This is a genomic window from Streptomyces sp. AA4 (assembly GCF_000158875.1).
Taxonomy (GTDB): Bacteria; Actinomycetota; Actinomycetes; order Mycobacteriales; family Pseudonocardiaceae; genus Amycolatopsis.
Window position 1 is genome coordinate 205,424 of sequence record NZ_GG657748.1, and the last position, 17,039, is coordinate 222,462.

Consider the following 17,039-nt stretch of genomic DNA (forward strand, 5'->3'; position numbering starts at 1 on the left):
CGCTCCGGGCCTGGTTCCCGAAGCGACTGACGCTCTGCCCGAGCGGTGGGTTACCGCCGGAAACCGGCCCGGACCCCGGCCACCACGGCGGGGTACCGCGGACCATCCGCACCGCCTCCGACTCGACCGGCGCGGCGCCCGCGCCGTCGCCGGTCACGAGGACGCTCCCGGACGGCGCGGCGGCGCGTAGGGGTCGCAGTCGGTGTAGCGGTCGTCCTCGCAGTATCCGTCGGCGTCGTATTCGTCGAGGTCGAAGCCGTCTTCCCAGTCCAGCAGGTGCGGCCAGTCCTGCGGCGGGCCGGGCAGGATCCGCCCGTTCGGCGGGTTGGCCACCCACAGGGCGTGCACCTCGTCCGGGCCGTCGGCGTGGCGGCGGATGAAGTTCTCGTCGTAGATGCAGAACTGGCCGCGGTCGTCGCGGTCCTCGCGTGCCTCGCCGGGCAGGGCGACGATCCGGTCGATCGCGTCGTTGTCGCAGTCGATCTCGACCATGACCGGGACGACGTAGCGAACCCAACGGGTGGTCATCAAGACCCCTTCCTCGAGGCGGCACGGAGCAGTTGTCGTGCCGCGGCAACGGCCGGCACCGCGGCCGTGGCGATGTCGCCGGGGAACAGCGCGCCGGGCACCAGGTCCAGCGTGGTGACCGGCACCGTCTCGGGTGGGGACAGGTCCAGCACCCAGTCGCCGAAGCGGCGGATGGTGTGGGTGATGTACGGGGAGATCGTGGCCAGGTCGTCGGGATCGATCGGGTGCCCGTCGCCGGCCAGGGCGTTGGCGGCGGCGGTGATGTCGCAGGCGTTGGAGTAGATCACGCAGTTGGCCAGCAGCTCGTTGAACTTGACGATCTTCTCCTGGTAGTCCGGGTCGTTGCGGCCGATCGCCTCGCCGCCGAAGCGCAGCCACGCGGAGAACCCGTGGAACGCCTCGGCCTTGTTGGTGATCGCGGTGATCTGCTCCCGCAGCTGCGCATCGGCCAGGAACCGCAGCAGCGTGATCGTCCGGATCACCCGGCCCAGCTCGCGGAACGCCCGGTACAGCCGGTTCTTGCGCGAATTGTTGCCCAGCCGCCGCAGCAAGGTCACTGACGACAGGCGGCCCTCGCTGATGGAGATCGCGGTGCGCAGCAGGTCGGTCCAGTGCGTCTCGATCAGGCCCCAGTCGATCACGTTGTCGCCGAACAGCGTGTCGATGTGCTCGTAGCGTGCGTCCGCGGACGGGCGGTAGAAGTTCAGGTCGTGCCAGTTGCGGATCCGCGGCAGCAGGTCGAACCCCAGCAGCGCCGCGAGCCCGAACACCGGCAGCGACTGGCCCTGGGTGTCGGCGTGGATCGTGTCCGGTTGGAGGTCGGAGTCGTTGCGCAGCAACCCTTCGATGATGTACACCGCCTCCCACACCCCGCACGGGATGAAGTGGCTGAACAGGGCGATGTAGGTGTCGGAGATGTGGCGGTAGGCGATCCCGCCGTAGCCGCCGTAGCGGATGTGGGACTCCGCGAGGATGTTGTTCTCCCAGGTGTCGACCTGCGTGCCGTCCGCGGCCACGACCCGTCCGTCGCCCCACATCCCGGCCACGTCGAGCTTCGCGAACTCGTTGATCACGTCGGTGGAGGCGGCGTCGATCTTCGCCGACGTGGTGTGCTTGTTCGCCGCGATCGACAGCTCGTGCGCGGACACCTGGTCGCGCATGTGCCGCGCGACCTGCGCCGGGCCCAGCAGCGTGCCGTTCGCGAACACGGTCAGCACGTAGCGGGCCATCCGGTCACCGCGGATCTTCGGATCCGACCCCGACGCCGGCCCGAAATGCCGGGTCCAGCCGAGCAGGTGCGCGGTGCGGGCGAGGATGTCCAGCAGCCCGCGCTCCGGGAGCCGCTGGTGGATCGCGTCTTCCAGGGCGAGCGCGGACGGCCGCCGGTCGGCGCCCTTGCGGCGGCGCAGGACCGGACGGCCGTCCTCGAACGACAGGTCGGTGTTGTGCGGGAACCCGGCGTCCACCACCGCGGCGATGTCGCCCAGCGCGGCCCGGTAGTGCGCGGTCAGCTGCTTCGGGTCCGACGGGATGCCGGCCTGGCCGCAGAACTGCACGGCCAGCGGCTCGCACTCCTCCCAGGACATCAGCTGCGCGTGCAGGTTCGCGAACGAGTCCGCCCCGGCCACCGCGATGTCCCCCGACCGCAGCTCGGAAGCCAGGTAGGAGAACACGCACACCTCCAGATGGCGGCGCACCAGCTTCCCCGGCCGGTCCTTGACCACCAGGGTCTTGCGCCACGCCTCGGTGACGAAGCCGATGTCGATCGCCGCCGTCACCGCGTCCGCGCCCTGCCCGACGGTGACCTTCTCCGGCACGTATTCGCCGGTGCGGCCCCGGATCGCGCGCAGGAACTCCACCGCGTCCAGCACGCTGTGATCCGCGCTCGTGGCCTCGAGGTCGAGGGTGTCGAGCAGCGTGAACAGCGCCGAGCGGTGGCTTTTGTAGAACTTCTCCAGCAGCGGCAGGTAGTTGTTGCCGTGATGCGCGGCTACCACCTCGTGCGCGGCCGACAGGCGTTCGATCCCGCCCGCGTCGGACAAGGTCTTGAGCAGCAGCCGCCCGGCCTGCTCGGCCACCGCGGCCGCGGGCGTGCCGTTCTCGGATCCGGCGGTGGCCTCCCGGGCGCCGGCCAGGACGTCGCCGAACACGTCCAGCAGCCGCTCCGACTCCGCCCGGTGCTGCTCGTGCAGCTCGGCCAGGCGCTCCTTGCCTGCTGGTCGCAGCCCATCGCGACCGCGGCACAGTCGGAACCGCGATCGTGTACCCGCCCCGGCACGTGGCCGAAAACTACGCGACGTACGCCCGCAACGCCGGAGCCAGCTCCCGGGAGCAGGGCAAGCTCCTGGCCGTCGGCACGGTCGGCCTGGCGAAGGTGTCGGCGCTCTGGTCGTCGACGAGCCGCACCGCGGCCGCGGCCTCGGCGCCGCGCTGCTGGGCCAGGCCAGGAAGATCTTCTTCGCGCACGGCTACCCGCTGGTCTACGGCCAGATCCCCGCCGACCGGCCCGACCTGATCGCCTTCTACCAGCGCCAGGGATTCGAGGTCCGCGGGCCCGAGGACCGCCTGGACCTGGAGATGGTGTTCGGCATTCCCGGCGGCATCCGGCCCGACCGGGACGAACGGTTCTTCGTCTGCTGGAACCAGCGCCTCTGAACCGACGCCTCTGTCCGACCGGGCGGCGACGAGACCCGCCGAACACCGGTCAGCCAGTGCCGTTTCCGAACCTGAAAGCCGTTGTGGTGTAACGACTCTCCGCGGTTGCACGGTTGTTTCTGCGGGTGCGGTTGCGGTGTGCTGGTTTTGCGATGTCCGGGTGGGTCGGCGGGAGCGATGACTACTCGGACGCGTCCGGTGCGGCAAGTGCGCGCGACTGCGCGCAGGACGTCTGCACCGCGAACCGCCGCGCAACGCCGAGCTGACCAGCTTCGGGGAGCTCGATCGGAGGTCACCGTCCTGTCGCGTCGATTGCCCAGGGCAGGCTGCTCACTTGATCCATATCCGCAGCACCGCCGTGACGGCCGCGACGATGATCCCGGTTGCCAGGGCACCGCCGCCAAGGGTGCGCAGGCGGCGCAGCAGCGGCTCTCGCGGGGATCGGGTCCGGAACCGGGTGGCAGGAAGGAAGGCGGCGGCGGGAATGGCCGCGCCGCTCGCGACCGCGGTAGCCAGTTCGACCAAATAGGCGCTGAGGACAGGGCGGCGGCGAGGATCGGCCGGATTCTCGGCGAACCACAGCAGCACCTCCCCCGCCGTCATCCCGGCCGACGGCTCCGATCCGGTGAAGCGCGCGGTGTCGCGGGTCAGCGCCCACGCCACTCCCTCCACCCGGCGGCGACGGAACCCGGGATCAGCGAGGTACGGCCGGACAGCACGGCTGAACGGCGACGGCGATGCCGCACGCGGGTCGAGCAGCAGGACCAGGCGAACAGCCCGCCCGATCGACGCCAACAGACGCCTCCGCGGTGACCAGATCCGCTGGACGAACAACAGGTAGAAGGCGCAGGCGACGAGCTCGCCCGCGACGAACGAGGGCGTGCGTGCGCCAAGGCCCAGCGGCGTCTCACGGAGTCCGAAAGCGAACAGAAAGAGGACGATCGCGAACACGCCGAGCATTGCCGCGAGATTCTGCCGGAGCACCTCGCCCAGGATCCGCTGCCGGTGGTGCTCGGCAACCCCGTTGTCCGCGAGATACCGGGATTCTCCAGCAGTGGGCGGGGCGGTCCAGAGCGCGGCGGTGGGCCCCCAAGTCCTCACCAGGAGCCCGGCTAAGTACCGCCCGACGACTTCGCGCACAGTCGTCCACCGCCTTTGCGCCGCTCCCCCAGGAACGGAACTGCGGTCGGCGACATCGCCGGCGGCCGCAGTAGAATCCGTGTTCTCCCCGGCGGGATCGTGCATCAGTCCCTCCCCGATCTCGGCACAGTCCACTTTGGTTCGGACCAGCCAGGTCCTGCGTTACATCCCCGGTTCCGGTGTCGCCGCGTGCGGCACCGAAAGCCGCGTCAGGGCTCAGTGCGGTCTTCGCTGGCGCGGCTCGTGGTCTATCCCGGGGTGGCGGCGACGCGGGAGCGCGGCCCGGAGGGCTCAGGATCGATTCCGGCATCGGATCATACGTTCGCGTCTGCTGACGCTCGTTCGGATGATGTGCCGCGACACCTGCACGACGATGCGACGAAGACCGAGAAGCTGATACCCGGCCCCACTCCCTCGTCTTGCTGGGACGAGAAGCCAGAACACGACCAGCCGTAGCGAGGCACCCGGCACAGAGGAACTTGGTTGCGGCTCCGGCTCGGCCTGACTGAGGCGGCACCGCAGCGAGGCGTGGTACACAAAGCCTGACCGGACCGAAGACCCGACGTGCGCGGAAGCAGCGTGGTTCCGCCGGGCCGCTGCCCGGTCAGGTCCGGCGACCATGCAGGCGAGGGAGGAGACGCAGCCGTGAGCGACGACGGGGGCATGGTCGGCGAACCCGTTGCGCGGGCGGGTGAGACGTTCGCGGCGAAACTCGAGCGCCTGATCCCCGCCCTGCATCCCGCCGACCGGGGTCCTTATTCGCTGCGGGAGATCTCGGCCGGAGTCGAGGCATACACCGGTGTCACGGTCTCCGAGACCGATCTCCGCCAACTCGTCGCCGGTGACCGCACCGATCCCTTCCCGGAGGTCGCGAACGCCCTCGCGACGTTCTTCGGCGTGCCGCTCGCCTACTTCACCGACGACGGCACGACTGTCCGCATCGACGAGCAGGTGGCGAAGGTCGTGGCCTGGCGCGACACCGCCTCCAGCGCGCTGGACCAGTACGAGGCCCAGCCGCGCGCGGCGCGCAGGCGCCGCAGGCCCAGTCCGCCCGGAGCCTGAGTCCCGCCGAGCGTCGTGGCGACGAGGACCGGTCGTGGCCGAGGGGCGGTTGGATGTGCGGCATCACCAGTCTCAAGCCCGGAAGGGGCGGAGGTTGGGCGCACCCGACCGGTCGCCGATATCCCCGAGAACGAGGCAAGACGTTGGATCGACGGTGCGTCTTCTGCGGTTCCACATCCGAATTGACCCGAGAACACGTCCTCCCCGACTGGCTGACTGGCCTCGGCCTCGGCTTTTCGCCCGTCGTCCACCACGCGGGGCCGCTCAACCAGGTCCCTCGAGAGTGGTCGTCGAAGCCGTTCCGCACCACAGTGCGGATGGTGTGCGCCACCTGCAACAACGGCTGGCTCAGCGAACTCGAACGCAAGGCCAAACCCGTGCTCACGCCGCTGATCCGCGGCGAGCCCCGGCGTCTGTCGGTCGATGACCAGGCCCTGATCGCCGCCTGGACGTGCAAGACCGCCCTCGTGTCCCTCCTGGCCTCGGCGACCGGACCCAGGCCGGGCGGGCCGCCCGAGGAGTACACGGCCCTGTACGCCCATCGCGACCGCGCGGAGCCACTGCCCTTCAGCCAGTACTGGATCGGCTCCTACACCGGTGATCTCCGCGCCGCGTCGGCCTGGGTCACCCCGTTCGTCATCGAAGCGGCTGGCGCTCAGTCTCCGCCCGCGCTGCCCTCGGGCTACGCGATGACGCTGGTGTTGGGCAGGCTGCTGGTGCAGGGCGTGCGTTTCGTCGTGCCGGCACTTGCCGTGGAACTGGTTACCCAGCGGGGGTTTGTGGACATCTGGCCGCCCACCGACACCGTCCCGTGGCCAGCGGCCGGATTCGCCGACGACGCCGTGCTTGACCGGATGAACCGAGCGCAAACCCTGATCTCCCAAGTCGAGGGCGTTCGGCTGTCGGCGTTTACCCCCGCGACCGAACTCCCCGCCAGCACCTTGGACGGCACGCTGATCCGGCTGCCGCTGTACTGCGGCAAGCACGAGGCCGCGTACCCGGCGGAACTGGCCTACGCGACTCAGCGAACGGGCAGGCACTACACCTTCCTCACCGGCTGTGAGTGCCCATTCGGCTACATCATCCGCACCGAAGCCGACGGCGCTCACATGAAGCGATGGGGCGATCCTGCGGCAGTCGAGGCAGCCTACGAGGAGTGGCCCGGCGAGGAGTTCGTGGTCTCCGTCGAACACGGCATCTTCTCCTGCAAAGAAGAAGACTAGACCCGGAATCTCTTTGGCCAGCCGGTGCAGCCGATGCCGCGCAGTGCTTCGTAGCGTTCGTCGGACAGGTTCTGCCCGGTCCGCCGGTTGCTGCATGTCTGAGGTCCAGCCGCCGTCGGCGTCGGGTTTGAAGGCGGCAACGCCCTCCGTCCACGCAAGCCGTTATCTGCCTGCGCTGGTGATACGCGCTGCGTCTGCGGTTTCTCCTCAAGATCTACCTGCAAGGCGGACCGGATCATCTGCTGGCCGCCGCCCGATGCTGGAAGGGCCCCTGCGGATGCCGCCCAGCGAAATCCGACCTTTCACCGGGTGGCCCGGGCCCTCGTCAGGCTGGTGACTCTAGCCGGGGCACTGCCGGACGGCACCGGAAACCCAATGCGGACAGCCTCTCGTTCATCCCGCGCAGCGGAGCGGATTCCCGCAACAGCCGGATCTCCTGGCCCTCGGCGGCGGAGGAGGCCGCCGCCGCGCAGCATCCGGGCCTCCTCCGCGCACTCGCAGTCGAAGCAGATCAGCACGTTTCTGGCCCCGGCCGCGGTTCGAGCCGTCATCCGGTCTTTCTCGTCCTCGTTCAGCGTCCGCCCGCACCGCGGACAGCCCACCGCGACGCGCGGCTCTTCCAGGTCGTAGCCGATCACCTCGGAAACATCAGCGTGGAACCCCGGAACACCATCCGCGAGCTGCACCAGGTGCTCCTCGAACTCGTTGCGCGGTCCAGGCACGCCACCCAGTGAACTCTCAGAACGTCCCCGCCCGACGTAAATCGCCCGCTCCGCCACGCGGGCCGGGCCCCGGCCAAGGACGGAACAGCTGAAGCCGAGCCCAGCGCGCCGTGGCGCCAGCGATCACCACGTGGCCGAAGCGGGCAACAACTTCGCGACGGCACGAGGTTTGCGAGAATCTTGGCGTGCCTGACGACGATGCCCGTCCGCTGACACACGGGGTCCGGGTTCGGCGAGCTCGAACCGCCGGCGGCCTCGAAGGCCCGCCAGGGCCGGTCATGGCCGGATTTCGTTCGCGTCCCTGGTGCCGTCGAGGGTTTGCATGATGCCGACCAACAGCAACCGCGTGACCGCGTGCAGGGCTTTGCTCGCGCCGGGGTCCGCGCCAGGCGGGTTCCGTTCGATCATGTTCAGCATGTCCATCGCCTGCCGGTGGGCGGCAGTGTTGCGCAGGGCCAGGATGTCGGCCTCGGCCTTGCCGGTGCGCGCCTGCGTCGCGGCCATGCGCTTCGCGAACGCAGCGGGCGTCGCGCGTGTTCCCAGGTTGGCGCGGTAGTCCTCGAGATCGGCGAGCATGTCGTGAAGGTCCGCGCTGTGCGGGTTCCGTTCCAAATGCTTTCTCCGTGTCCGGGGCGGGTCCGTCTCAAGCAGCGGGCCCGGGGCTCGCGGCGCTGTCGGGTCATCGCGGGAGGCGTGCGGCCTGTGCGGTGATCAGGTCGGCGCAGGCGGGGGTGGCGATGCGGTCGAACCGCAGCGGGCCGCGGTCCAGCGCGGGATCGCGCAGATGCTGCCTCAGCGCCAGCTCCGCCCACCGCGGGGAGGCGCGCAGGACCAGCATGGTGACGGGCTCGCGCAGGGTCAGGGTGGCCTGGTCGCGGGGGTTGAGCACCAGGCCGGGCTCGGGCGGGCATCGGTAGGTTCGCCCGTCCAGCAGCCACTCGGCCTCGCCGCCGGCACCGGCGGGGTCGAGCGCGGTGAACAGGAAGGCGGGGGCAGCGTCGATGACCAGCTCGACCGGATACGGGTAGGTCAGCCGCCACAGCGTCATCCCCGGCTCGACGTCGGCGACCCGGTAGCGCAGCTCGATCCGGTCGGCGAGGGCGCGCACGCGATGGCGGGCGCCGAGCAGATCGCGCTGGACGGCGGCGGCGTCCTCGGCGGTGGCGGCGACGCCGGCATGTCCCGTGGTCACCTCGCCGGGCCTCCGCTCCATCGCTGCGCCGGGGGCAGCCCCTCGGCAGCCGGACTCGACAGCCGCTGCTCGAGCCCGCCAGGCAGGATGCGTCCTGACCGGCGAGCGTGTCGGTCACCAGGCGTGGCGAGATCCCGCGACCTCATGTGAGCGGCTTGAGGACGGCTGTGAAATGACGCAGCGTGCGGGCCTGCTCGACGACGTGGTAGCCAGGAATGCTTGCCGCGGACGCTGCCACGCTCAATGTCTTGTCGACGACGTACTCGAGGTGGCTGCGGGTGTAGACGCGGCGGGGCAGCGCGAAGCGCACGAGTTCCCGCGGCGCCGGAATATCCGCGCCGCCGCCGGGGTTTGGGCGGCCGAACACCAGCGTGCCGAGGTCGGACACGCGGACGCCGCCGTGCTCGTAGAGCGCGTTGGCGAGCGCGGTCGCTGGAAGTTGATGCGGCGGGAGATGAGGCAGAAGGACAGCGGCGTCAAGGTAGACCGCGTGGCATCCGGTGGGCTCGATGACGGGAAGACCCGCGCGGGCCAGTTGAGATCCGAACCAGGCCGCGCACTCGGCGCGGTAGCGCAGATACCTCGGGTCGGTCACTTCTTCGAGGCCTTGGGCGAGCGCATCGAGGTCGCGGCCGGCGAGCCCGCCGTAGGTCGGAAAACCCTCGACTTCGATGAGCTGTGCACGGCAGCGCGCGGCAAGATCGGCATCGCGTAGCGCGATAAGGCCGACGATGTTGCCGAGCCCGTCCTTCTTCAACGACGCCCAGCAGCCATCCGCCAGTTCAAACGCTTCACAGGCCACGTCCCGCGGATGCCGGCCGGCGTAGGCGGGATCCCGGGCCGTCACCAAGTAGGCGTTTTCGGCGAACCGAGACGCATCCAGCAACAAAGGAACGTCGTACGTGTCGCACAAGTCCCGGGCTGCCCGGAGGTTCGTCATCGAGACCGGGTGACCGCCGCCGGCGTTGTTCGTGATCGTCAGAACCAGACAGCGCACCCGCAGGCCGTCGGGCGAGGCGAGCAGAGCCTCGGTCGCGGCCACGTCGATATTGCCGCCGAAGCCAGGTTCGTGATCACGGCTGGCGGGCAGGTCGAGGGCGGTGGCGCCCGCAGATTCGACGCTGGCGCGGGTGGTATCGAAATGGGTATTGCTCACGCACAGCTCGCCGGGACCCAATACAGCATCGAGCAGAATGCGTTCGGCCGCGCGGCCCTGATGGACCGGAATGACCTCGCGGTAGCCGGTGAGGCCGCGAACGACTCGTTCGAAACGGGCAAAGGAGCGCGCCCCGGCGTACGACTCGTCGCCGGAGACCAACGCCGACCATTGCGCCGCCGACATCGCGGCAGTGCCCGAGTCAGTCAGCAGATCGATGGTGATTGCGTTGGCCGGCACCCGGAACAGGTTGTACCCGGCATCCGCCAGCGCTTGCTCGCGTTCCTCCCGCGAGGGAAACGGGATGGGCTCGACCATCTTGATCCGAAACGGCTCCATGAACGCGGGCATACGACGGTCGTCCTCTCCTGCTCCGCGCTCCCGCGCGACAGCGGTGCTTTTCGCCGGATCCGCATTCCTCAGTTCGGCGGCAGCGGCCGTTCCTTCCTCAGGCAGCCTCGCGATCACCGTATGCGCTCGGCATTGTGCCGACTATCCCGAACGCGCACTTCATGATCCCGTTCGCGCAGGGGCGGAACTGCGCAATTGAGGCGGCGGGCCAGGGTGCCGCTGCACGCGCGACGCGACACCGGCGTTCGCATCCCGGCCGTGGCGGTCAACTCGCCCGGGCGGAGGTTCCGGAACGACGAGGTCGTCTGCCAAACTGCTGCGCACACGGTCGGTCCGCGCCGTCGCGGGTCCAGGGATCGCGAGACCTGGTCTTCGTGGCGAGCACCCGTTTGCGTGGGAGGGTCTGCGATGCCAGCAAAGCGCAGCCGTATCGTCGATTCGGACAACTACCGTCGGCATTGGCTTTCCTGCTTCCGGTTGGAGCCGCTGGATCCCGAGCGCTTTGACGCCCGCGGCCGGCACGCGGATTTCGGCGGCGGGGTCTCTGTGTCGTGCTTGAGCTTCGGCGGCCCAGTCGAGATCGAAATGCAGCCGCTGCTGACGACCTATCTCGTGGTGCTCCCGACCCGCGGTGAGGTCCGGATCTCTTCCGGTGGTTCGGACGCCCTCGCATCCCCCGAGCGGGCAGTGGTCGTGGACCCTGCCGACCCGCATTGGCAGGCGTGGGCCGCGAACACGGACGTCCTGTTCGTGCACCTGGCGGCCGAGGGGGTATGCGCGGCGGCGGGCACGCGAGCGGACGCGCCGCCGCGGCTGCCCGGCGAACTCGACGTGCGCACGGACCCCGGCCGCGGCTGGCGACGCGTGCTTGAGGCCTTGGTCACGAGCCCTGACACAGGAACGTCCGGCGCGGACAGCGACCTGACCACGAAGCTGGTGCTCGACCTTGCGTCCTGCCAGCTCGGCCGCTAGCCGGCGCACGCTCGGGGACGGGTCGAGGCCGTGCGTGTCGGGCCTTTCTCCGGAACCGCGCTGCCGCAGCCGGTCAGGCGTTCGCGGGCGACTGCGAGCCCATGATCTTGTAGCGGTCGGGCCAATGCGACCAGTACGCGCCCGTATAGCCCAACTCGGTCAGCCGAAGCAGGAACGGGTTGTCCGCGTAGTTGTTGTCTTCTGGGCTCAAGCCGGGGGCCGTGGGCAGCATGACCCGATCCCGGTCGCCGAAAGGGACGCAGTTCCACAGCAATTCCAGGCTCGACTGCCAGCGATCCCCGGGCGCTGTCGCACCCGCTCCGTCGGGGAGTTCGGGAGAAAAGTAGTAGACCGGCCTGAACCCGCCGCGGGCGTCGAACATGAATTGCCGTTCGTAGGCCGCAGCATCCGCGCACCGGCGACGCGGGGCGAGCATGATGGGCTCCGTTGCGGTGTTGGATTGCACCCCCGGCACCGCCGACGTGCCACCGCTCAGTTCGGCCAACTGTTGCCCCAAGGGCGAGTACGGAAAGACTCGGATGCCGAGCGTGTAGCCGACAACGGTGGCGTTGAGAGCAAGGGTGCTGCGTACACAGTCGCGCAACGTCGACGCCGTTTCTCCGGGCATACCCAACAGCACCTCGACCATCGTGGGAATGTCGTACTCGCGCGCCCACGAGCAGACTTCGGCCACGTCGCCGACATCGTAGAACCGGTGTCCCTTGCCGGTGACTTTCCATCCGTCCAACAGATCGGGCCGCATGTGATCCGGGGCGACGTTGATGCCGGCGCACCCGGCCTCCGCGAGCAGCGCCGCGTACTCCCTGTCGAACGGCGCGGGCTGCACGTAGACCCACAACCGCAGTCGGTGCAACGGCGAGGACGGATCGGCCCGCTTCCGGCGGATGATCTCGCGCAACACCCGCTTGCTGTGCGCGATGTTGAGGTTGAACTCGCTGTCGGTCGTGTGCAAATCATGCACCCCTTGTTCCAGAAGGGAGTGCATCTCGTCGACCACCGCGCCCGGCGGGCGGAGCGCGAACCGGCTGCCCTTCGCGTCCGGCTCGACGCAATGGGTGCAGGCATAGGTGCACCCGTTCTTGGTGAGGATGTTGCCGAGTCCGCCCAAGCGGTAGTAGGCCAGGTTGTCGACCTTGTCCTCGCGCCCGGAATACCGCCTGTACGGCGTCACGAGGTTGACCAGACGGGTCCGTCCCCGGTCGAGCCGCGCACTGCCGTGATTGTTCTCCCGGAGCTGTCCGGCGTGATCCTTCGCGATGACTCCCGGCACGCGACTGCCGTCCCCTGTGGCAGCCAGAGCCTCGGCGAGGCGCACGAGGGTGACCTCGCCGGGACCCTTCACGCCGAAATCGAGGTTGAAATAGTCGACCAGCGCGAACGGCATCGAGGAGAACCCGACGCCGCCGCCCACGATCGGGGCCTGGGTGCGGCGGGCGATCGCAGCGATGATCTTCCGGTGCGAACCCAGGAAGACCCGCTGCTCCTGCGGATAGATCGTGTCGGTGTTGCGGATCGTCACACCCACCAGCAGCGGCGAACGCCGTGAAAAGTACTGCTCCACCCGCGTCGACCAGCCCTCCCGGTCAAGACACAGGTCCAGCACTTCGACGTCGAAGCCTGCCGCCTCCAACGACGTCCCCAAGATGTCCAACGCGTACGGCGTGATCGGCGGATGCACCAGATTCGGGTTCACCAGCGTCACGAGGCCCGAAGACATTCCCTGTCCTTTCTTGGCACCAAGCCGACTTTCAGCGGATCGCGACGGCTCGCCAGTGCGGCGAGGCCCGTCAACGGCGGAGCCCCGCTGAGTCCGGGTCGCCTTGCACAGTCCCCTGATCCGCGTGGCAGAGCGCGATCCGCCCCGCCTCCTATCACAACGCAACGCGCGCGGGAGGTCAGCAGTTTCGCGCGAACTGGACGGCGATCAGCACGATCTGGACTGGGCTGCTGATCAGGTTGCACGCCTGCGATGGCGCTGTGCGAAGCAACTGCAGCCGACGATGAGCGTGTCCGTCCGGCTGCCTAACGGACACGCTCATCGTGCACACGCGAAACCCTCGTCTCGGGGATTAGGGATCGCCCGAACCTGTTCGCCCCGCCGGTCATCTTGGCCGCACCGGATCTGCAAATTGCAGAATACATGTTGCCCGATTGGAGGTATGGTGCGGTCCGCCGAGGAGACAAGAATGGCACTGAAGGTGCGACGGCGGCACCGAAGGGCGAACGCCGGAAGGATCGGGGGGTACCGATGACAAAGGTTCATGCGCATGAACCTCTGTCGTTGCTGAGAGGCAACGAACTGTTTCGCTCCGGTGACGTGGACTACGTGCGCGACCGGGTGGAGAGGATCTTCTGTCCTCACCGCCTGAAACCGGTCGGGCGCGGAAGCGGACTCGACGCATGGATGCGCACGAAAAAGCTGCGCGACATCGGAATGGTCCTCGTCGGGTACGGCAGCGAGGTCGTAATCGAACCGAGGCCGCTCAAAGAATTCTTCGTCGTCATGATCCCGTTGGCCGGGCACGCGCTGGTGCGATCCGGCGACAACGAGATCGAATCGCATCCCGGGCTTGCCACGATCCCCGATCCCGACCAGCCGCTGAGCATGCGCTGGAGCGCCGACTGCGTGAAGCTGATCGTGCGAATCGAACGCAGCGCGCTGGAAGAATTCCTGCGCGAGCACGCCGGCCATCTTTTGGACGACGGGCCCGTGACCTTCCATCCGGGAATGGACGTCGCCACGGGCTATGGAGCCGGATGGGCGGACATTGCGCGTACCATGGCCCGAGATCTCGACGGCACGTCGAGCCTGTTTTCCGACTCGTTCCTGGCTCGCACCTGGGAACAAAGTCTCATGCTCGGCCTGTTCCGCACACAGTCGCCGAGCTACGATTCCCGCTCGCCCGAGCCGTCGCACATCGCGTCTCGGCGCCATGTCAACGCTGCGCTCGCCGCGATCCGGCAACGCGTCGACGAACCGTGGACCATCGACAGCCTCGCTGGTGACCTCGGCATCGGCAAGCGCACCCTCCAAGCGGCATTCCACGAAGCCGGCAGCACCTTCACCGGCGAACTGCTCGAAGCCCGGCTCCGCAAAGCACGCAGCATCCTCCGCGACGCGGCGCCCGGCAGCCTGAAGGTCACCGGCGTATTCGCCCGCTGCGGGCTGCACCACCACGGCCGCGCATCCGGGCAATACCGGCAGCTCTTCGGGGAAAGCCCCAAGGAAACCCTGCGCGGCTGATTCAGCAGACGCACGCGAGGGCCGGCTGCCCGGGCCGCGTCCGGGGCCCGTCAATGCCACAAGGCACTCGCACGGTCTCGCGATCGGGCAGGGCCGAGAGCGGCCCTGCCCGGATGCGCACGCCGCGCGGGATCGCTCCAGAATCACCCGGCCCACGCAACCCTCGGGCACCTGCCGGTCCGAGTGACCGCGGCTGCGGTTCCGGCGAACCTCGCGGCCCGCGCGAGGACTCGTCGACAGTGCCGCGCCTCGCTCAGGCGGAGACGTCTTCCAGGACGCGCCCTTTGCTCTCCGGGCCGAACAAGACCACCAATATCGCCCCGACGAGGAAACACAGCGCGAAGGCGACGAAGGTTCCCGTGTAGCCGAACGCGAGAATGATCGGAGGAACAGCCAAAGGGCCGGCGATCGCGGAGACTCGCCCGGCCGTGGACGCCGTTCCCATGCCGGTGCCGCGAGCGCGCGTCGGGAACAGCTCCGGGCTGTAGACGTACAACGACGTGGCCACCGCGGTCAGCGCGAACTGCATGACCGCGCCGGTGGCCACCACGAGGCCGAAAGATGCCGCGTGTCCGTACGCGAAGGCGGCCGCCGCGACAAGCGCAAGCGCGCAGACGAGCACCACTTTGCGGCCGATGCGGTCCATCGCGTGCCCGACCGCCCAGGCGGCGGGAATGCCGGCCAGCGAGATCAGCAATCCGACCAGGATGGACTTCGAGATGCTCATGCCGCGGTCGACCAGAAGCTTGCCGACCCAAGTGCTGATGCCGTAGAAGGCGAACAACACGACCAGCCACAACGCCCAGCAGAGGAGCGTCCGGCTGCGATAGGCGCGCGACAGGAGTTCGCGGAACCCCGCGCGTTCTTTGTCTTCCGTGCGGGCTGTGTCGATCGCGACCGGCGCCGGCAACGGCGCCCCGGTATAGCGCTGGACTGCCTCTTCGATAGCGCGCATGCCGTTGTCGGCACGGTCGTGCAGACCGCGGGATTCGCACCACCGCGGCGATTCCGGGAAACTGCGCCGCACATAAAGAGCGAACGCGGACGCGACGAACATCACCGCGAACATCGCTCGCCAGCCGAGCGAGATCCCCGCGATGGCGACAGCCGCCAACGCCAGTCCGTTGAACGCGGCGTTTCCGGCGTTCCCGGCCACCTGCATCCATCCGGTCAGGCGCGCGCGACGATCGGCCGGCATGAACTCGGCCACGAGCGCGAAAGCGACCGGGAGCTCGGCGCCGATCCCAATTCCGGTGAGGACACGGAATGCGATGAACGACTGCAGGTTCCAGGCGAAGGCTGTGAGCAGGCTGGCGATTCCCCACACCAGCATTGAATTGATCAACACCAGGCGGCGCCCCCACCGGTCGGCCAGCATGCCGGCGACGGTGGCTCCCAAGCCCATGCCGACGAACCCGGCGCTGGCGACCAGCGCGGCCGCACCCGATTTGAGGCGCAGGTCGTGGCTGATGGGCGCGAGCAGGAACGAGACCATGTTCAAGTCGATGCCGTCGAGCATGAAGCAGGTGGCCAGAATCCCGCCGAGCTTCTTCTGATAGCCGGTGAAGGGCAAGCGTTCCAGTCGTGCCGCAATCGACGTCCTGCCGTGTCCGCTCGTCGCAGCATGAGCTTGCGGGTCCAAGAGACTCACCGTTGAGTCCTTTCAGTAATAGAGAACCAGCTCGTTGACCCCCTTGTCCCGACGGAACGTCCCGGAAGCGTCGGGAAGCAGCACAGAGACGAGGTCGCCAGCGTGAACGGGACCACGACCGCGCCAAATGATTGGACGTTTGAGGTAAAGTAAGCGACCTGCATCACACTGTCAACCGTCGCCGCCTCCCCGCATCCGGGGGCGGCAGCACAGAGGAGCTTGGATGGGACAAGGCGACAACGTCACGGTCACGCCGGGGCGGCGAATCGAACAAGACCTCCGCGAGCAGATCGAGAGCGGAGCGTTGCAGATCGGCGAGCGATTGCCCTCGGAAGCCGACCTGGCCGCTCGCCACGGCGTCGCCCGCAACACCGTCCGCGAAGCCCTGAAATCCCTGGCCGGACAGGGGCTGCTCGAGATCAAGGTGGGCGCCCGGGGCGGAACGTTCATCGCGCGCCCCTCGGCGGATTCGGTCAGCGGCTCGCTGCGGACCGCGCTGTCCCTCATGGCCGGCAGCGACGTGTCGGTCGAGAATCTGGTGCAGACCCGGGAGATCCTGGAGGTCCCCGCCGCCGAGATCGCGGCGCTGCACCGCACGGACGAGGAGCTCGCGGCCCTGCGGGCGACGCTGTTCGACCCGTACCGGGTCGAACCGGACCGGGTCTTCAGCTGCACCGGCGGCTTCCACCTGGGCATCCTGCAGGCCACGCACAATCCGTTGCTGGCCCTGGTGGCCGGCCCGGTGTTCCGGGTGCTGGAAGAGCGCTTCCTGCGCGACCGGGCGCCGGCGCGGACCTGGCTCGAGGTCGATCAGGACCACCGCGAGATCCTGGACTGCCTCGACCGCCGGGACCAGGCCGGCGCCCGCGAGGCCATGCGCGCGCATCTGCGCGCCGCTCGCCGTCATTACTACCAGGACATGGCCGAGTCGTGACCGCTGACGGTTGACGCCTAACTATTGGACGTTTACGCTCCTGAACGTAGCCGCCGCGAAAATTCGGACCCCGTCCGCAAGGTCCGCCAAGGCAAGGCTTCGCCGCGCAGTCCTGACTCGCGGACCCGGCCCGTCGTCTGCCGCTCGACCGGCCGGACGCTCGAACGTTCGCCGCGCTTTCCGCTCGC

16 protein-coding genes are annotated in these 17,039 nt (G+C 68.7%); 6 read left to right on the forward strand and 10 right to left on the reverse strand.

Annotation, left to right across the window (positions count from 1 at the left end; all coding sequences use genetic code 11):
* Nucleotides 1–153: 153 nt before the first annotated feature.
* The 3 genes from SSMG_RS41295 to SSMG_RS47495 all read right to left on the reverse strand — a co-directional run bounded on the left by SSMG_RS41295 (nucleotide 154) and on the right by SSMG_RS47495 (nucleotide 2,994).
* On the reverse strand, nucleotides 154–528 hold the full coding sequence (locus SSMG_RS41295) for a hypothetical protein (protein ID WP_009086373.1): 375 nt from the start codon (nucleotides 526–528) through the stop codon (nucleotides 154–156).
* Complete coding sequence (locus SSMG_RS41300; RefSeq protein ID WP_199786467.1) at nucleotides 528–2,678, reverse strand: Tn3 family transposase; 2,151 nt, start codon at nucleotides 2,676–2,678, stop codon at nucleotides 528–530. The genes SSMG_RS41295 and SSMG_RS41300 overlap by 1 nt, the downstream gene beginning before the upstream one ends.
* A gap of 139 nt (nucleotides 2,679–2,817) precedes the next feature.
* Nucleotides 2,818–2,994 carry a hypothetical protein gene (locus SSMG_RS47495; RefSeq protein ID WP_234392915.1) on the reverse strand — a complete coding sequence of 59 codons (177 nt, stop codon included), beginning with the start codon at nucleotides 2,992–2,994 and terminating at the stop codon, nucleotides 2,818–2,820.
* On the opposite strand from SSMG_RS47495, the gene SSMG_RS47870 reads away from it, so the two are divergent.
* Nucleotides 2,962–3,183, forward strand: coding sequence for a hypothetical protein (locus SSMG_RS47870; RefSeq protein WP_353611841.1), 222 nt, complete (start codon nucleotides 2,962–2,964; stop codon nucleotides 3,181–3,183). The genes SSMG_RS47495 and SSMG_RS47870 overlap by 33 nt on opposite strands.
* Before the next feature lie 330 nt (nucleotides 3,184–3,513).
* On the opposite strand, the gene SSMG_RS41310 is transcribed toward SSMG_RS47870, so the two are convergent.
* Entirely contained in the window at nucleotides 3,514–4,143 is a 630-nt protein-coding gene (locus SSMG_RS41310; RefSeq protein ID WP_158688163.1) for a hypothetical protein, read from the reverse strand.
* A gap of 825 nt (nucleotides 4,144–4,968) precedes the next feature.
* Here SSMG_RS41310 and SSMG_RS41315 point away from each other — a divergent pair.
* Together SSMG_RS41315 and SSMG_RS41320 are read left to right on the forward strand one after the other, a co-directional pair.
* A complete protein-coding gene (locus tag SSMG_RS41315) occupies nucleotides 4,969–5,385 on the forward strand; it encodes a hypothetical protein (protein ID WP_050788564.1) in 417 nt (138 codons plus the stop codon).
* Between the two features lie 317 nt (nucleotides 5,386–5,702).
* Nucleotides 5,703–6,608 (forward strand): hypothetical protein, encoded by a 906-nt coding sequence (locus SSMG_RS41320; RefSeq protein ID WP_050788565.1) that lies wholly within the window; start codon nucleotides 5,703–5,705, stop codon nucleotides 6,606–6,608.
* A 302-nt stretch (nucleotides 6,609–6,910) separates the two neighbouring features.
* Here SSMG_RS41320 and SSMG_RS41325 read toward each other — a convergent pair whose 3' ends face one another.
* The 4 genes from SSMG_RS41325 to SSMG_RS41340 form a co-directional block, all read right to left on the reverse strand.
* Nucleotides 6,911–7,330 (reverse strand): hypothetical protein, encoded by a 420-nt coding sequence (locus SSMG_RS41325; RefSeq protein ID WP_158688164.1) that lies wholly within the window; start codon nucleotides 7,328–7,330, stop codon nucleotides 6,911–6,913.
* A gap of 276 nt (nucleotides 7,331–7,606) precedes the next feature.
* A complete protein-coding gene (locus SSMG_RS41330) occupies nucleotides 7,607–7,906 on the reverse strand; it encodes a hypothetical protein (RefSeq protein ID WP_158688165.1) in 300 nt (99 codons plus the stop codon).
* Nucleotides 7,907–8,009: 103 nt separating this feature from the next.
* Nucleotides 8,010–8,522 (reverse strand): hypothetical protein, encoded by a 513-nt coding sequence (locus SSMG_RS41335; RefSeq protein ID WP_037719263.1) that lies wholly within the window; start codon nucleotides 8,520–8,522, stop codon nucleotides 8,010–8,012.
* A 142-nt stretch (nucleotides 8,523–8,664) separates the two neighbouring features.
* Nucleotides 8,665–10,146, reverse strand: coding sequence for a tryptophanase (locus SSMG_RS41340; RefSeq protein WP_234392914.1), 1,482 nt, complete (start codon nucleotides 10,144–10,146; stop codon nucleotides 8,665–8,667).
* A gap of 291 nt (nucleotides 10,147–10,437) precedes the next feature.
* Here SSMG_RS41340 and SSMG_RS41345 point away from each other — a divergent pair, with 291 nt between their 5' ends.
* Nucleotides 10,438–11,001: a hypothetical protein gene (locus SSMG_RS41345; protein ID WP_037719265.1), complete on the forward strand. Its 564-nt coding sequence runs from the start codon at nucleotides 10,438–10,440 to the stop codon at nucleotides 10,999–11,001.
* A gap of 73 nt (nucleotides 11,002–11,074) precedes the next feature.
* Here SSMG_RS41345 and tsrT read toward each other — a convergent pair whose 3' ends face one another.
* Nucleotides 11,075–12,739 carry a tryptophan 2-C-methyltransferase gene (gene tsrT, locus SSMG_RS41350; RefSeq protein ID WP_009086391.1) on the reverse strand — a complete coding sequence of 555 codons (1,665 nt, stop codon included), beginning with the start codon at nucleotides 12,737–12,739 and terminating at the stop codon, nucleotides 11,075–11,077.
* 600 nt (nucleotides 12,740–13,339) lie between these two features.
* Between tsrT and SSMG_RS41355 the strand changes: the two genes are divergently transcribed.
* On the forward strand, nucleotides 13,340–14,266 hold the full coding sequence (locus tag SSMG_RS41355) for an AraC family transcriptional regulator (RefSeq protein WP_037719267.1): 927 nt from the start codon (nucleotides 13,340–13,342) through the stop codon (nucleotides 14,264–14,266).
* 253 nt (nucleotides 14,267–14,519) lie between these two features.
* Here the strand turns inward: SSMG_RS41355 and SSMG_RS41360 are convergent, their stop codons facing one another.
* Nucleotides 14,520–15,908: an MFS transporter gene (locus SSMG_RS41360; protein ID WP_158688166.1), complete on the reverse strand. Its 1,389-nt coding sequence runs from the start codon at nucleotides 15,906–15,908 to the stop codon at nucleotides 14,520–14,522.
* A 232-nt stretch (nucleotides 15,909–16,140) separates the two neighbouring features.
* Between SSMG_RS41360 and SSMG_RS41365 the strand changes: the two genes are divergently transcribed.
* Nucleotides 16,141–16,851, forward strand: a complete 711-nt coding sequence (locus tag SSMG_RS41365) for a FadR/GntR family transcriptional regulator (protein WP_009086394.1) — start codon at nucleotides 16,141–16,143, stop codon at nucleotides 16,849–16,851.
* The last annotated feature ends 188 nt before the right edge of the window (nucleotides 16,852–17,039 follow it).

Excerpts from the sequence above, each read along its gene's own strand:
- SSMG_RS41295 (WP_009086373.1), bottom strand. The coding sequence starts at position 528 with ATGACCACCCGTTGGGTTCGCTACGTCGTCCCGGTCATGGTCGAGATC.
- tsrT (WP_009086391.1), bottom strand. The coding sequence starts at position 12,739 with ATGTCTTCGGGCCTCGTGACGCTGGTGAACCCGAATCTGGTGCATCCG.
- SSMG_RS41310 (WP_158688163.1), bottom strand. The coding sequence starts at position 4,143 with ATGCTCGGCGTGTTCGCGATCGTCCTCTTTCTGTTCGCTTTCGGACTC.
- SSMG_RS41330 (WP_158688165.1), bottom strand. The coding sequence starts at position 7,906 with ATGCTCGCCGATCTCGAGGACTACCGCGCCAACCTGGGAACACGCGCG.
- SSMG_RS41345 (WP_037719265.1), top strand. The coding sequence starts at position 10,438 with ATGCCAGCAAAGCGCAGCCGTATCGTCGATTCGGACAACTACCGTCGG.
- SSMG_RS41365 (WP_009086394.1), top strand. The coding sequence starts at position 16,141 with ATGGGACAAGGCGACAACGTCACGGTCACGCCGGGGCGGCGAATCGAA.
- SSMG_RS41320 (WP_050788565.1), top strand. The coding sequence starts at position 5,703 with ATGGTGTGCGCCACCTGCAACAACGGCTGGCTCAGCGAACTCGAACGC.